The sequence below is a fragment of the Tenacibaculum sp. SZ-18 genome (assembly GCF_002813915.1).
GTDB lineage: Bacteria > Bacteroidota > Bacteroidia > Flavobacteriales > Flavobacteriaceae > Polaribacter.
Map to the genome: position 1 here is coordinate 3,957,742 of NZ_CP019335.1, position 17,349 is coordinate 3,975,090.

Genomic DNA, 17,349 nt, shown 5'->3' on the forward strand with positions numbered 1-17,349 from the left:
TAAAATTAATAATTATGTCAGCTTACAAAACACCAGGAGTTTACGTTGAAGAAATCGTAAAATTTCCACCATCGGTGGCACAAGTAGAAACAGCAATACCTGCATTTATTGGGTATACAGAAAAAGCAACAAAGAAAATTAAAGGAGACTTAAAAGGTGTTCCAACTCGAATCACTTCAATGTTAGAGTTTGAAACTTTCTTCGGATATGCTAAACCAGAAACAGGAATTGAAGCAACTATAGAAGATGGATTAGTTTCTGCTGTTGTGCCAGATGCCTCTAGTAGATCTCCGTTCTTAATGTACTATAGTTTACAATTGTATTTTGCAAACGGAGGAGGACCTTGTTATATCACTTCTGTTGGAAGATACGGAGATTCAAGTTTATTAGATTCATTAGATTCACCAATTACAGCAATCACTTCAGATGCTGATTTCAGAACAGGTTTGACTGAGGTTAGAAAAGTTGATGAGGTAACGTTACTTGTTTTTCCTGATGCAACAGCCTTAACAGATGAAACTACTTTTTATGAATTATATAAATCAGCCTTAGATCAGTGCAGAGAATTACAAGATCGTTTTGCGATTATCGATACAAGAACTTATGATCCTGCAGCGTCTGGAGGAACATTTCCTAATGTAGATATGTTAAGAGGTAAAATAGGATCAGAGAAGGATACATTGAAATATGGAGCAGCTTATTTTCCATTCTTGAAAACAATACTTGATTATAAATATGATGAAAGTACTACGAACGTTACAATTAGTACCTCTTCTCCAAGAAATTTACAAAATGAGGCCCAATCGGCTTCTGATAATATCGACACCACTGATTTAGCAACTTTTTTAACAGATATTCAAGGCTTAGCGGCTACAGTTGCGGGAATTACGGGACCAGACGAAGACCCAGATTCAGTTGCTGAAATTCCGAATATAGTGACTAAAATTAATAGCATTAAAACATTCCTAACGAATTTAAAATCTGATTTAGAAGGAGTAATTGATTTAGCACGAACTGATGGAACTGCAGTTTCTGAGGCAAATGCTCTTGATACTTGGGTTACAAATGAAATTGAATCTTTACAGTTAGATTTAAACAAAGCTATTGATCGTTTAAATGATGATGATACTAAAACAAAAGTTTTAAATGAAATTTCTGATTCAACAGCGAGTGATCCTTCATTACAACGATCTCTAGGAACTCATACTTCATCAACAGATTCTATAGTTGATAAAATTGCAACTTTAATAGCTTCTGGTGAATTAAAAGATTTAATCGATAATCTTCCAACAGCAAGTAGCAGTGCTTCGGTAGTTACTCTTGCAGATTTAAAGTCAAGTAATGATGCTCAATATAATTTAGTAAAAGCAGAGATTGCAAACTTACCATTAGAATTACCACCAAGTAGTGCTATGGCTGGAATTTATGCACGCGTTGATGAAGATCGTGGAGTATGGAAAGCTCCTGCGAACGTAAGCCTAAATTACGTTATTGAACCAAGTTTAAACATTTCTCATGAAGATCAACGACAACTTAATGTTGATGAAAATGGCGGAAAATCAGTAAATGCAATCAGAACATTTGTTGGAAAAGGAAATTTAGTTTGGGGAGCAAGAACATTAGCTGGAAATGATAACGAGTGGAGATATATTTCTGTAAGACGTTTCTTTAATATGGCTGAAGAGTCAATTAAAAAAGCAACTGAACAGTTTGTTTTTGAGCCAAATGACAAAAATACGTGGATTCGTGTAAAAGCCATGATTGACAACTTCTTAACTACTCAATGGAGAGCTGGAGCATTAGCAGGGCCAACACCAGATAAAGCATTTTATGTAAGTGTAGGTTTAGGTGAAACAATGACAGCACAAGATATCCTTGAAGGTAATATGATTATTGAAATAGGAATGGCTGTGGTACGTCCAGCAGAATTTATCATTCTTAAGTTCTCACATAAAATGCAAGAAGCATAATTAAATAAGTTAAGTAAAATTTAAAAACATAAAATAAAGAAATCATGGCACAATTATATCCACTTCCAAAGTTTTCGTTTGAGGTAACTTTTGGAGACACGAAGTTTAACTGTACAGAAGTTTCTGGGTTAACTTTTGAAAATAAGATGATTGAGTATCGTGGAGGAGCAGACAGCGAATACCACAAATCAAAACAACCTGGGATGTTTGAATATCCTAATGTAACTATTAAAAGAGGAACTTTTATAGATAAAAGTAAGCAGTTTTATGATCAGTGGGCTAAAACAGTGTACTTCCAGGAAGGAGGTGAGCAGTTTAGAGGAGACTTAACAATTAGTATGCTAGATGAAAATGGTGATGCAGCAGTAACATGGAAATGTCAGAATGCATATATCACTAAGGTTACTCCAACAGATTTAAAGGCAGATGGAAACGAAATTGCAATTGAAACTGCTGAGTTCGTTCATGAAAAATTAACAATGATAAGCTAATGGGAAATTATTATCCACCTGTAGGTTTTCATTTTAAGGTAGATTTTAAAAGCATTTCTACTAATGATAAAGATATTTCTTTTCAATCGGTTTCAGGTCTCACTGTAGACCTTGAAACTGAAGAAATTGCTGAAGGTGGAGAAAATAGATTCAAGCATAAAATTCCTGTACGTTCAAAGTTTCCAAACCTAGTTTTAAAACGAGGAATGTTAGTGGGTTCCGAAGTAATAAAATGGTGTAAAAAAGCTTTAGAAAATTTTGAAATTAAGCCGATTGATATCAATGTAATGTTACTTGATGAGAAACATGAAGCATTGCAAACTTGGAACATTGTTAAAGCGTATCCAATAAAATGGAGTGTAGGAGACTTTAATGCCGAAGAGAACAAACTTGTTATAGAAACTATCGAATTAACCTATCAGTACTTTAAAATCGTATAAGATGCCAATAACAATCAAAGAGTTACATATCAAAATTAATGTTGATGAAAAATCTAATGATAAACCAAATAATCGAGGATCAAAAGGAGGTAATCAAGATGAAATAATTACTGCTTGTGTTGAAGAGGTAATGGATATTCTTAAAAGACAAAACGATCGATAATGAGTCAAGGAGAATTAAAAAAACTTGTAATTAAAGCTTACAAAGACGAAAAGTTTAATGACGAAGTCGCTGATGGTGAGTTTACAACACTTGTGAATCCTGAAAAGTATATGGTTGCTTACAAACCAGAATACACGGAAGAACAAGGGCAAGGAACAAGTGGTTGGCATCCTAAGTTTGCTAAAATTGCTCCACAAGAGATTGATCTAGATTTACTATTTGATAGCTCAGGAGTCATTGATGGTGAAGCCGATTATGTAGACGGAATTATTGGTAAGATAGAAGATTTTAAACGTATTGTTTTTGAGTACGACGGAGATAAGCACAAACCAAACTATCTAATGGTAAAATGGGGCGCATTACTTTTCAAAGGTTCTTTAGTCGACTTGTCTATTGAATACCGATTGTTTGCTCCAGATGGAACTCCCATAAGAGCAAATGCTAAGCTTAAGCTTAAAGGAACTATTGATGACGATTTGAGAGTTGCAAGAGAGAATAATCAGTCACCAGATTTAACGCATTACAGAAAGGTAAAAGCAGGAGAAACATTACCCTTAATGTGTCATCGCATTTATGGAGATCCAAAGTATTATTTGGAAGTAGCTCGAGTAAATAATATCACACAGTTTAGAAAATTAAAAACAGGTCAAGAATTGTTTTTTCCACCATTACAAAAGTTTGCCTAAATGAATAATACCGGAGTCATAAAAACTTCTAAAAGTGCAGATTTAATCACTTTTAAAATCTTAATTGAAGGGGAGGAACTTTCGAAAGTGTATCAAGTAAAAAATATTACGGTTTCAAAAGAAGTTAATAAAATACCTACCGCACAAATAATTTTGATTGATGGCGATCCTGCAGAAAGAGATTTTAAATTAAGTAATGAGGATTTATTAATTCCTGGTAAGAAAATTGAAATTACAGCAGGTTATCACTCTGATGAAGAAACTATTTTCAAAGGAATTGTAATTAAACATAATCTCAGAATTAGAGCAAAATCAGCTCAATTAATAATTGAGTGTAAAGATGAAGCTGTAAAGATGACCATAGGAAGAAAAAGTAAGTACTTCTATGAGAGTTCTGATAGTGACATTTTTGAGGAAATCATTGGGGATTATGGATTAACGAACAATATTGAAAATACAAATCATACGCATCAAGAACTTGTTCAGTACAATGCTTCTGATTGGGATTTTTTAGTGTCAAGAGCGCAAGCAAATGGGAAGCTTTGTTTTATCGATGATGGAACCATAACTATTGCTAAACCAGATATAGGTCAATCAGAAGTTGAAACGGTAACCTTTGGAGGTTCACTATTAGATTTCGATGCTGAAATTGATGCTCGTCATCAAGTATCTAAAGTTGCTGCGTATGGATGGAATCATGCCGATCAAGAATTAGTCGAAGTTGAAGGGAAAGATCCGAGTGTTAGTTTAAATGGAAATTTAAGTTCTGGAGATTTAAGTGATGTTATTGGATTAGAAAATTTAGAACTTCGACATGGAGGGGTTGTTACGGATACAGAACTTCAAGATTGGGCAGATGCAAAATGGTTATTTCAACAATTAGCAAAAGTTCGAGGAAGAATTAAATTTCAAGGTATTCCATCGGTAAAACCTAATACTGTATTAAAACTAGAAGGTGTTGGAGATCGTTTTAATGGAAACATTTATGTAACAGGTGTACAGCACGTTATTACAAATGGAAACTGGGTGGCGAATGCACAATTTGGTTTGTCAACCGAATGGTTTTCAGAAACATTCGATATCTCATCTAAACCAGCTTCAGGATTATTACCAGCTATTCAAGGATTACAAGTTGGAATTGTTTCACAATTAGAAGAAGACCCTGATGGAGAAGATAGAATTCTAGTTCAAATTCCAATCATCAATAATGAAGAAGAAGGAATTTGGTGTAGAGTTTCATCCCCGGATGCAGGAGAAAATAGAGGTATTTATTTCCGACCAGAAATTGGTGATGAAGTCATTGTTGGTTTTATCAATCAAGATCCAAATGATGCAATTGTATTAGGAATGCTCCACAGCAGTGCAAAACCATCACCGATAACTGCCACAGATGATAATCATGAAAAAGGAATCATTACACGAAGTGAGATGAAAGTTTTATTTGATGATGATAAAAAGGTTATCACAATTGAAACGCCAGCAGGTAAAGTTATCTCTCTTGATGAAGATAAAGGAGCAATTACAATTGAAGATGATAATTCTAATGTTATAATTATAAACAGTGATGGTATATCAATGGAAAGTGCCGGAGATATTGCCATAAAAGCATCAGGGGATGTAAATATTGAAGGAACTAATGTAAGCATTGCAGCGAATGCTGAATTTAAAGCGGAAGGAAGTGCTGGAGCGGAGGTTTCAACAAGTGCAATTGCTGTATTAAAAGGTTCATTAGTTCAAATTAATTAAGGTCAAAAATTAAAATAAAAAATGGGAAATCCAGCAGCTAGAGTTACAGATATGCATGTTTGTCCGATGGTATCAGGAACTGTACCGCATGTTGGCGGACCAATTTTACCAGCTGGGGAACCTACAGTTTTAATAGGTGGAATGCCGGCAGCCAGGGTTGGAGATATGGCAACATGTACTGGTCCACCAGATAGTATTGTAGGAGGTTCGGGAACAGTTTTAATTGGCGGAATGCCCGCTGCAAGATTAGGAGATAGTACCGCCCATGGAGGTACAATTGTAACAGGAGAATTCACAGTTTTAATAGGTTAAAAATGGAAAGCAAAAAAGCTTTTTTAGGAATAGGGTGGGGTTTCCCTCCTGAGTTTTCAGAAGATTTAAATGAGGTTGTAATGATTTCTGAAGAAGAGGATATAAAAAGTAGTTTGGAAATTTTATTGAATACACGATTGGGAGAGCGTGTAATGTTACCAAATTACGGATGTAATCTTCAAGACTTACTTTTTGAAAAGTTAGACAGAACCCTAATTACTTACACGAAGGAACTTATTGAAACAGCAATTCTTTATCATGAACCAAGAATTGATGTAATTAAAATTGATATCTCAGAAACAGATCCTTTAGAAGGTCAACTAGTGATAAAAATTGATTACAGAATAAGAGCTACAAATAGTAGAACAAATGTTGTTTTTCCTTTTTATAAAGGAGAAGGAACAGATATAAACTAAAAAGAATCATGAGTAAAATCCTACCTAATATATTAACCCGTAATGGAGCTGGACAGGAGCAACGATTTATAAGTGCTTTGCATCCTGAAAATTTCGAATTACATGATTTTACTATAGAAGATTGGATACTATTCGCTTATAATTTTTCTAAAAACATAAATTACTTTTCTACAAATAACTATGAGGTTGCTTCAGGAGATTGGCAAAACTTTTATAAGAGGTTAACTACTGATGCTATTCCATTCAGAGGGACCAGAGAATATGATAAACTAAAAGAAACGATAAGTGATAATTTAAAGGAATTATCAAAAGAATCTAAATTGACGCCTCATCTTACACTTTTTGTATGTTTTCTTAATTTATTAGAGTTATCTAAAAAGAGATTCAATCAACTTACAAAACGTCATTTAGATTTTTATTACAAAGAAATACTACAAGTTGACAAAAGAGAACCAATTGCTGATCAAGCACATGTTGTTTTTGAGTTAGCTAAGAAAATCACAGAGCAACAAATACAAGAGGGAACTTCTTTAGATGCAAAAAAAGATGCTCTTGGTAATGTAAGAATTTATAAAACAAACGAAGAGTTAATTGCGAATAAAACTGTGGTCAGCCAAATTAAAACGGTTTACAATAGTAACAAAGAAGAGTTACAAAAAATAAAAGTAAGCTCAAATGCAAAAACAAAAGATGTTTTAGAAGAACCTCTACAAGAAGATAAACCATATTGGTATCCATTTGGTTATCCATCAATAGCCAAGAATGTAAACGAATTACCAGATGCCAACTTAGGTTTTTCAATTGCTTCTCCAATGTTGTTTCTAGAAGAGGGTTTACGTACTATAATACTAACTTTTAAATTCAATGATAATTTCACTAAAGAGAAATTAAATATTGATGAAATCCTAGAAACGATAACCATTTTTGGAAGTGGTAGTGAAAAGTGGATTCAACCAGAACTAACCTTAATAAATGGTGCGAGTGCTGGTGAATTAGATACTGATATAAAAGAAATTAGCTTCACGCTTCAGTTAGATTATGATACTGAGCCATTGGTTAATTATAACCAAGAGTTATTTCTTACAAAGTATGATACAAAACATCCTTTAGTTCGTTTCGAGTTTGACATGTCTAATTCATCAAGTTATAATTTTTATAAAATATTAGCGGAAAATACTTTGAATGAAATCATTATCAATGTTGATGTAGCAGGTGTAAAGTCAGTTACTATTGAAAATGATAATGGACGTTTAAAACCAAATAAACCTTTTAATCCATTTACAACTCGACCAATTTCTGGAAGTAATTTTTCAGTGAATTACCAAGAAGCTTTTTCAAAAAAATGGACGAACTTCACAGTTAATTTAAATTGGAAAAATGTACCAGATGATTTACAAAATTGGTATGCAGCTTATGTCAATTCCTCTAGTTTCTCATCTATTACTGAGTATGGAAATGCAATTAAAAATACCATCGGAATTGAAAGTCGAAACTTAATTGTATCAGGTTCCGATTATTTTAAAATAGAGAAAAGATTATTACATACAGGAGGAGTCTCAAAAGAAACAGCAGGTGAAATAATGAATCTTTTTTCAAGAGATGAAATTGAAGATGGAGACAATAAAGAAGTTATCTATTCATCAAAAATTACGACTCAAAATGTTGCTAATTCTTACGCGATTGATAAAGCTGGACCATTGCAATTGTCACTGGAACAGTCTTTCTTACATGAATTGTATCCAAGATTATACGCGCTTGCTGTAAGTTCTCAAAATTTGGATATTGACTTACCAAATGAACCTTATACACCTTTAATAGAAAGCATTTCTGTGGACTATGTAGCTGAGGAATCTTTAGTACTTTCAGAAGCTTCAAGTAAGACAAATAGAATTCAATTGTTCCATGAACACGCATTCGGACAAAGCGAAGAGAATTATTCAAAAAAGAAAGTTTTACAAGAAGAGAAAAATATTATAGATGTCTTCGATAAAGATACAATTCAAACTTTTTTAGTTCCAAGATATTGTAAAGGAGGTCATTTATTTATTGGGTTAGAAAATGTTGTAAATCAACAAAATGTAGCATTGTTAATTCAGGTTTTAGAAGGGAGTGAAAATCCTTTAGTTCCTAGTTTTAGCGATTCCGAAAAAGTACACTGGTCAGTCTTATGTGATAATAAATGGAAAAGTCTGGAGAGTAATATCATCTCAAATGATACCGATAATTTTTTAAAGTCTGGAATTATTAACATTTCAATTCCGAGAGAAGCAACTTCCAATAACACATTACTTCCAGAGGGCTTTGTTTGGATCAAAGCTCAAATGAATAGAGAATTCGATGCTGTTTGTCAAGCAATAGATATCCATGCTCAGGCGGTCGTAGCAACTTTTGAAAATAATTCCAATGAGGTGAGTCACTTAAAAGATGGATTACCATCAGGGACTATTAAAAAAATGGTGACAAGAATTCCGCAAGTAAAGTCAATAACTCAACCTTACAATGCGTTCGGAGGAAGTTCTGAAGAGACAGATGAGAATTTTTATCGCAGAATAAGTGAACGTTTACGGCACAAAAATAGAGCAATAACTCTTTGGGATTATGAACATATCATATTACAAGAGTTCCCAGAAATTTATAAAGTAAAATGTTTAAATCATACTTCTGATAAAAGTTTTACATCAGCAGGAAATGTAACAATTGTTGTTGTACCAGATACGGTAAACAAAAATGTTTTTGATATTTATCAACCACGAGTAAGCATGGCTTTATTGAATAAAATTAGCAATCATGTAAATGAACTAAATACGCTTCATGTAAAAGCAAAAGTTATCAATCCAAATTATGAAGAAGTAACCATTGGTTTAGAAGCTAAATTCTACGATGGTTATGACGAGAACTTTTACAAAGAACAACTCAAAACAGATATAACCAAATTCTTATCTCCTTGGGCTTTTGATGATGCAAAAGAAGTAACATTTGGAGTAATGCTTCATAAAAGTGTATTAATCGATTATATAGAAAAACTTTCGTATGTCGATTATTTACAGAATGTTACTATGAATGAGGATGCAGATATTTACAAAATTGTACCAACAGATCCCAAGTCCATTTTAGTTTCAGCGAAAGAACATTCAATAAGTACCGTATTAACAACATGTAAAGGAAAAAAAACTAAGATAGAACCTGTATGTCAACTATAAATCAACATATCACAATTCCTAAAAATAGTACATCGAATAACGATCTAGATTTTCATTTTTTACGTCAAGAAGGAATCAGTTATTTGGAAAAGTTAGGAGGTAAACTTTGGACCGATTTTAATTCGCATGATCCCGGAATTACCATTTTAGAAATGCTGTGCTATGCAATTACCGATTTAGGAATGAGAATAGATTCTCCTTTAGAGAATTTATTAGCATCAAAAGATCCTAAAAAGGCAATTCAACAACAGTTTTATAAAGCTTCAGAGATTTTTCCATCAAAACCAGTAAATGAATTAGACTATCGTAAATTATTCATTGATATTCCTGGAGTTAAAAATTGTTGGTTAAGAAAGTTTGAAAAAACGGTACATGTCGATTGCAAAAATAGTTTGTTGTCTTATGAAAAGTTCCATGAAATTCCAGAAGAGTTTCAAAAGGATTTTAAGTTAAAAGGTTTGTATTCTTTATTGGTAGATTTTGAAGATAATACAGACAATACTGAAGTTACTAATACCATAAAAACGATTTATCATAATCATCGAAACTTATGTGAAGATTTAGTAGAAATTAAACAGGTAAAAACTCAGCCTATTGCAGTTTGTGCAAATATCGATGTCTTTACTGAAGTTGATGAAGAATGGGTATATGCAAATATTTTATATCAAATAGAAAATTATTTATCTCCTTCATTGCAATTCTACTCGTTGAAAGAAATGCAAGAAAAAGAATATACTACAGACGAAATTTTTGAAGGTCCAGTTTTAGAACATGGATTTATTGATTCAGAAGAACTTAAAGAAGCAGAATTGAGAGGAGAGGTGAGACTTTCAGACATCATGAAAATTATTATGAATGTTGAAGGAGTCAAATTAATTAAAGACATTTCAGTAGGTTTTTGTGACGAAACTATTGTACAGGAAAATAAGTGGGTTGTTTGTATCGATCCTGATAAGAAACCTGTTTTGTGTAGTAAAAGTTCGTTTAACTTTACAAAAGGATTTTTACCACTGAACTTAAATTACGATCGAGTTTATGAATATAAAACTCAAATAGAAAAGGACGCTTTTGTAGCGCAAGAAATCACTCCAGATGATTTAGAACTAGAAATTCCCAATGGAGTTCCTTTGAATTCAGAGGAATATACGACAATTCAAAACGATTTTCCTGATACGTACGGAATAGGGCAAGAAGGTTTATCAATACATGTTACAGAGGAAAGAAGAGCAAAGGCGAAACAATTAAAAGGTTACTTAACATTTTTTGATCAAATATTAGCGACATATTTCAAACATTTATCTGAGGTAAGCACAATGCTTTCTGTATCAGGTGTTGAAACTCGCTCTTATTTTACACAGGCGATAAAAGATATTAAAGATTTCGATGATTTAGTAAATGAATACCCACAATCAAATGATTTCGAGTTAACGCATCTTTTACTAAATCAATTCGATAATAATATTCAAAGAAGAAATACTGTTTTAGATCATTTAATTGCTCGGTTTGCTGAAAGATTTGGGGAGTATACATTTTTAATGAAAGCTTTATACGGAACAGCTACTGATGAAATTGTATTAGCAAATAAAGAAGCTTTCTTAAAGGATTATAAAGTTATAAGTGCCAATAGAGGTCTAGCTTTCAATTACTATGATCAATCAAAAGCAAACCTTTGGAATACCTCGAATATTTCTGGATTTCAAAAAAGAATTGCGCGATTGATGGGAGTAACTAATGAAAAAAGAAGACATTTAACAGATTCTAATGTTGAGGTATATGACTTAATTAACAGTGATAATGAACTTGTATATCGCTGGCGAATAAAAGATAATCAAGGAAATATTGTACTATCTGCTACTGAGGACTATGCAACTACAGCACTTGCAATCGAAGAATTATACTTTACCGCATTACAAATTGTTCAGACTTCAGAAAAGGAAGTTGAAAATGCTTTTGAAGAATCATTTATTGATGGGTCTCAAGTAGGTTTCTTTATAATTAATGAAACAGAACCTGAAGATTCTAAAACCCCAATTCGTTACTCATTTAACATTATAAATCCTAAAAAATCAGAAGATAGTACAGATTTTATCATCGCTAGACAGTTCAAATATTATGACAATTTAGATGAATTGAAAGAGGGTATATTGAATATCATTAAGTTCATGAAAGTGGAGTTTACTGAAGAAGGAATTTTTCTAGTGGAACACATGTTGTTACGTCCAGATGTTACAACCAATACAACCAAAGAATTTCTTCCAATTTGTACCGATAATTGCGATGATTATGGAACGATAGATCCGTATTCATATCGCGTAAGTATTGTACTTCCCGGATTTACATATCGTTTCTCAAATCCTGATTTCAGAATATACATGGAAAATATAATCCGAGAAGAACTACCAGCTCACATACTTCCTAGAATTTGTTGGGTTGGAGCGAGAAAAGGAATATCTGAGGATAATGACTTGTTCCGATTCGAAAAAGCATTTAAAGAATACTTGTTCGAAAAAACCAAACTTGAACAAGAACAGCCTACTCTGGAATTAAAAAACGTAATAATGGCAATGCAAGAATTAAATACAGTATATCCAGCAGGAAGATTAACGGATTGTAATGCTGAAAATGAAGCACTTGACGGAAGGGTCATACTAGGTCAATCAAGTATTGGTATGATTGAACAAGACACAGAAAAAAGCACGAATAACAACTAAATAGAATCAAAAAGACAAGGTGTTTAACGACACAGCCAAAACACATTCGGTATGGAAACTAAACTAAAAGATATCACGACAGAATATAGTAAGTTTAATACCAACCAGGTATTAACAGCAAAACAATTAAATGCTTTTATAGATTATTTTGATGATCAAGATCGATTATCAAGAATTGCCCTAAATGGCATTGGAATTGCTTGTGGATTTCAACTTACTCCAGAATATAATGCTGATAATTCTGCTATTCAAAGTTTAATAATTTCGCAAGGTGTAGGAGTTACAACTGATGGGGATTTGGTTCAGTTTCATGATTTACTTGAGAAGAATTTAAAATCAAAAAAGTTTAGGTTTTACAGGAAATTTGAAGACGATAAAGCTAAGTATCCAAAGTTTCTTAGTAGCCAATCAAATCAATATGATTTATGGGAAGTTTTTACCGATAACGATGGAACATATTCGAATTTAGTTGAGCTTAGTGATATAAAAAAAATGGCTGCGATATTGTATCTAGAACAATATCCGAATGAAGATGCTTTATGTAATAAATTGAATTGTGATAATCAAGGTATCGAGCAAATCAACAACTTACGAGTTTTATTAATTAGTTATGAAGTCCTAGAAGCAATTGCTACCAAAGATGATATTTTTACTCAGCATGATTGGTTCAAAATCAATGATACATTACCTGTTGTTGAAGCAAGAAGAGTTGTTTTAAATGAAGACAATACAGAAACATTTTCTTCTCTTAAAGGATTATATAATACAGCAGTTAAAGATGAAAGTATTGCAACTGATTTAATTTTAGGTTACGAAGTAATTCTTAATAAATTTGGACTTCCAACCATCACAAATAAGATAAAATCACTTTTTAGTTTTAGCGCGCTAAATATTCCTTTAGATTTCCAATATCGTTATGATACTTTAAAAGATTTGATTGACACATACAATGAAATCAAGCAATTATTATTACATATCAATGTAAATTGTTGTCCAAATATTGGTGCTTTTCCAAAGCATTTAATGCTAGGAAAAATTGAAAAATCAGAGTTTCCGGAATTAAGACATCGTTTTTATAATTCACCGATTATTAGTAACGAAGATGAGAATTTAAGTAAAATTCACATATTACTTCAGCGAGCAATTTCAATTGCTACTAATTATATTGGTACATCAAAAACTGATGACATTGAAGTTACTCCATCCATGGCGCATGCTTCGTTAAGTGAAAAAGCGGTTCCGTTTTACTATAATGTCAATAATGAGTTGTTGAAAAATTGGAATTATAACAAAACAGTAAATTATAAGTCTGATGAAAACCTAAGTTATCACAAGGATAATCTAGATAAATCTTTACCAATTCAAAGACCTTTACACTACAATATTGATAAGAATGACTTTTATAGAATTGAAGGTCATCAAGGTAAAATGTACGGAGAAGCTTTGGCTAAAATTCAAAAACTTAAAAAAGATCACGGATTAAGTTTTGATGTTAAAACACTTTCAATAAATGCAACGTCTCAAACTATTAATATCAATGATTATGAATGTGAGTTTGAAGATTTAAAAATGTTATTGAATGCATGGAAAGCTGAGCAAAACTGTATTCTTTCAGAAGTTAGTAAAACATTTTCCGCTTTTAAATTTACAGATCCAAAAGTAAATGTTGTTGCCGATAAGTATAAAACAGTTAAAGATGCAATTAACGACGGTATTATAGGTGCTGTAGACGATTTAGCAGCAAGAGAGTTTTCAACAAAGAGTGTAATTGAGAATAAAGAATTCACCTTCAAGGAGGAAGTTGTATATGGTAAAAGCGACGTGCTATTTCAAGATCAAAGAGAACTTCATAAATCTTATGAAAGAAATATTATAGAAGATAATCTTACAAAAGAAGATGAAACTTTAGGATTTATCATTGGAAATTTTTTAGATAAAAACAAAGGTGGTTCTTCAAGTGATATTATTGTAGAGCTTGAAAAAGAAATTGCGCCAATAAGAGATAAAGATGTTTGGATTCAAGAACCAGAGTTATCTGATTTTATTTTAACAGATATTACAGAAACATTGGTGCATGCTTATGTTTTAGATAATAAAGTTCCTTTAAATATTCGAGATATTAATGACACAATTTTGGTGAGTTATAAACTAACAATCGAAAAGTTATGTCAACAAGTAAAAAAACTACAAGCAAAATATAATGTTACAAACTTAGCAGATTCTACAAAGCAAATACTAGGTTTAATGATCAATCAATTATCAATAGTTTGTTGTTCGGGTAAAAAACTAGAAACACTACTTGCGGAAATAGAAAATAGAAAAGAGAAAATTTTGGATAAGATCCAATTATCAGAATTTGTTAAACATCATCCAGGGTTAGAACATAAAGCAGGAGTGATTCCAGGGGGAACTTTTGTAATGGTTTACGTTACTGAAAATGCGACAGATGCAAATACGTTTAATAATGTTGTTTTAGACATAATTTTCAGAGAACAACCAACTGACCGGAAATCTATTGAGGATAGTATTTTTGATTCGGTTAGGGATGATGTTTTTTCAGATAAAGATGAACTCTTAACAAAAGACGCTTTAATTAGTTATAAGAATGGAGGATTAATAAGTCTTTGGGATAAAAGCTCAACAATTAATTTCTCTTTTGTAGATGCAAAGTATCCAGAATTTACCAAACGATTATTTTTAGACGATGATGTTGTTTTGGTTGGAAAAACACTGGGAGATACAGTAGTAAATTTTACTGCGTTTTTAAATAGAACTTGGTCCAGAGCAGGTTTAGGAAACATTATTTCTGCTGAAGAAACTTTAATGTATAAAGATGGTTCAGTTGGAATGCGAATCACAATTAAAGACCGATTGATTCCTAAAGACGAATTTTATTTCCAAATCTACAATCCAAATGTTTTAGGAACAAATAAAAGATTGTATTTCGATGATAATGAAGTGATACGTAAAAATGAAACATTACGAAATACTGTAGTGGCTGATTTTTCTTTACCATATATGTGCTGTTCAGATTGTGCTCCAGTAAACTTTATTGTTCCAAAAGAGCCTGTTTTCTTAAGCTTACCGGTAAGCTATATTTGTTTGGATAATAGTACTTCAATTGAACCATTAGTATTTAATAAGTTACCTATCGATGGAGTCATAGGTTCGGATATTCCAGAAGATTTTGAATCGGGAATTTTCGTGGATCCTACAGATAATAAAACGAAATTAGATGTCACTAAAATCGATAAAAATTACCTTGGTAAAACAATCAACTTTACCGTAAATGGCGAGCCAACGGATTGTCAAATAATTGTATATCCCGATGTTAATTTAAGTGTTGTTGTAGAACCAATTTCTTATAATGAGGATAAAACAGAAGCAACCGTTGCTTTTTCACTAAAATGGGATGATGATACATTGATTACTTCTGATTTTATAAATCAAGTAAAGTTTAATTGGGATTTTATAGGAAACGGATTACAAAAAGAACAAACACCTGTTGATAATCAGTTTACGCACTTGTATACATTACCAGTCAATGAGTTGAATATCATCACACCAACTTTGCAAGTATCGTTAGGTCCATGTACAAAATCAATAATTATTGAGCCGATTATTTTTGATAGTGAAACACCTTCAGAACTATCCATTGTTCCATCATATTGTTTAAATTCAGAAACAACTTCAAATGCAAGAATTCCTTTTATAAACGTAGGTGGCGCAATTACAATTAATGGTGTTCCTATTCCTGGCGTTTCAATTGAGGGGAGTGAATTAGTAATTAATGCGGCTGAGTTTAATGCATATGACCAATTAATCAGATTTAATGAAGATGGTCAAACTACAAACGCAAGAATTGTTATTTATGAAGTACAACAAATTCAAATTATAGAAGGTAAAAATTCAGGTTTTGTTTGGGAAGATGAGAAACTAGTTTATCGTGCTGATTTCTCGGTAGAATTACCTAATGGAACAGATGCAAATTCATTGAATATTAAATGGGAAGCAGAAGGGCAAACAAGCAATGCTGAAATGTTTACACCGAATTTTGTTATTGAACCAGATTCAGTAAATACAATCAAGGTAAATGTGACTGTTGAAGGAAAAACAGGCTGTACTTCAGAAGACACGAAAGATATTACAATTTCTTATCCAGATTTTATTATTGACATTCCAGATGCAACTTTCTGTCTGGAAGATAAAAATCCTCATGTAATTTCCATAAAACCAGTAGTTCAAGGAAGTGTTTTGAAAGCAAACGGACTTAAGTTTAATGAAGAAAGAGGAGTTTGGGAATTTATTCCAGCGGCTGCGGGATTGTCTTCTGCTGGAACAATTACAGTTAGTTTGGTTGGAACAAATGTTACGGGAATAATTCAAGTAACAGAAAGATCAAAAGCTAGTTTTACTCATAGTTTTAATTCAGAAACAAGAGTATTGTCATTAACGAATACATCAGAAATTGGAAATCAATATATCTGGAGTATAAATGGAATTGAGAGACAACCTCAAACTACGAGAAGAACAATTACAGTTGATTTATCGGATTTCACAGGAAGTTCGGTTAGAGTTTCACTATCTGTTCAAAGTCATTGTGGTACAAATACTATTACCGAAGTTGTTGAAATTCCTACAATTATTACAAAAACTTGTGAAGAGGAAATGCAACAGATCTTACTCGAAGAACAAAAGTTATTCTTAGCAGAAGATAAAGAACTTGCTACTGAATTTGTAGAGACAATTATAAATCCAACAATCAATTTATATAACGGAGTTCTGAAGAATTTTACCAATTATTCAAGTGGAGAAAACAATGCTACAATTGAAAAGCCATTCTCAACTTTATTAAATAATACAGCAGAGGCAATTAAAAAAGATCCAGAGAATGAAACTCTAAAGAAATATTATCGAGCTCAGGTGAAAATATACTTTGCTATTATTCACTGTCAAACTCCGGAAACTCTAGAAACAAAAGGCGATAATGGAAATATTATCACATTTCAAATAAGTAGAGTATTAAACGAAATTGATACGGATTTAATAGAGTTTCAGAAAAGAAGAATTAAAATAGATATTAAAACCGATTCTGGTGGAGGTAATTTACAAACTTTCTTAGAACTGTGTGCTGAAACAATCAACTCAAAGTTGATAGCAGAAGTAATTCAATTACAATTAGTAGAGACTTTAAAAAATTCTATTTGATAAAAA

General features: G+C 32.2%; 11 protein-coding genes. All 11 read left to right on the top strand.

The window, feature by feature from the left end:
- Positions 1-14 precede the first annotated feature (14 nt).
- The 11 genes from BTO06_RS18040 to BTO06_RS18085 are packed head-to-tail and all read left to right on the top strand — an operon-like array spanning position 15 to position 17,343.
- The gene (locus BTO06_RS18040; protein WP_232731493.1) at positions 15-1,970 is read left to right on the top strand and encodes a phage tail sheath family protein; all 1,956 of its coding nucleotides are present in this window, start codon (positions 15-17) and stop codon (positions 1,968-1,970) included.
- A gap of 44 nt (positions 1,971-2,014) precedes the next feature.
- Positions 2,015-2,461 (top strand): phage tail protein, encoded by a 447-nt coding sequence (locus tag BTO06_RS18045; RefSeq protein ID WP_100926633.1) that lies wholly within the window; start codon positions 2,015-2,017, stop codon positions 2,459-2,461.
- On the top strand, positions 2,461-2,901 hold the full coding sequence (locus BTO06_RS18050; RefSeq protein ID WP_100926634.1) for a phage tail protein: 441 nt from the start codon (positions 2,461-2,463) through the stop codon (positions 2,899-2,901). Before BTO06_RS18045 ends, BTO06_RS18050 begins: the two co-directional genes overlap by 1 nt.
- 1 nt (position 2,902) lies before the next feature.
- The gene (locus BTO06_RS18745) at positions 2,903-3,064 is read left to right on the top strand and encodes a DUF5908 family protein (RefSeq protein WP_198517111.1); all 162 of its coding nucleotides are present in this window, start codon (positions 2,903-2,905) and stop codon (positions 3,062-3,064) included.
- Positions 3,064-3,750: a CIS tube protein gene (locus BTO06_RS18055; RefSeq protein WP_100926635.1), complete on the top strand. Its 687-nt coding sequence runs from the start codon at positions 3,064-3,066 to the stop codon at positions 3,748-3,750. Before BTO06_RS18745 ends, BTO06_RS18055 begins: the two co-directional genes overlap by 1 nt.
- The gene (vgrG, locus tag BTO06_RS18060) at positions 3,751-5,496 is read left to right on the top strand and encodes a type VI secretion system tip protein VgrG (RefSeq protein ID WP_100926636.1); all 1,746 of its coding nucleotides are present in this window, start codon (positions 3,751-3,753) and stop codon (positions 5,494-5,496) included. It begins immediately after the preceding gene.
- A 21-nt stretch (positions 5,497-5,517) separates the two neighbouring features.
- A complete protein-coding gene (locus tag BTO06_RS18065) occupies positions 5,518-5,808 on the top strand; it encodes a PAAR domain-containing protein (protein ID WP_100926637.1) in 291 nt (96 codons plus the stop codon).
- Between the two features lie 2 nt (positions 5,809-5,810).
- Complete coding sequence (locus tag BTO06_RS18070; protein ID WP_100926638.1) at positions 5,811-6,224, top strand: GPW/gp25 family protein; 414 nt, start codon at positions 5,811-5,813, stop codon at positions 6,222-6,224.
- A gap of 8 nt (positions 6,225-6,232) precedes the next feature.
- Complete coding sequence (locus BTO06_RS18075; protein ID WP_100926639.1) at positions 6,233-9,424, top strand: baseplate J/gp47 family protein; 3,192 nt, start codon at positions 6,233-6,235, stop codon at positions 9,422-9,424.
- Positions 9,412-12,135: a hypothetical protein gene (locus BTO06_RS18080; RefSeq protein ID WP_100926640.1), complete on the top strand. Its 2,724-nt coding sequence runs from the start codon at positions 9,412-9,414 to the stop codon at positions 12,133-12,135. The genes BTO06_RS18075 and BTO06_RS18080 overlap by 13 nt, the downstream gene beginning before the upstream one ends.
- A 51-nt stretch (positions 12,136-12,186) precedes the next feature.
- Entirely contained in the window at positions 12,187-17,343 is a 5,157-nt protein-coding gene (locus BTO06_RS18085; RefSeq protein WP_100926641.1) for a hypothetical protein, read from the top strand.
- The last annotated feature ends 6 nt before the right edge of the window (positions 17,344-17,349 follow it).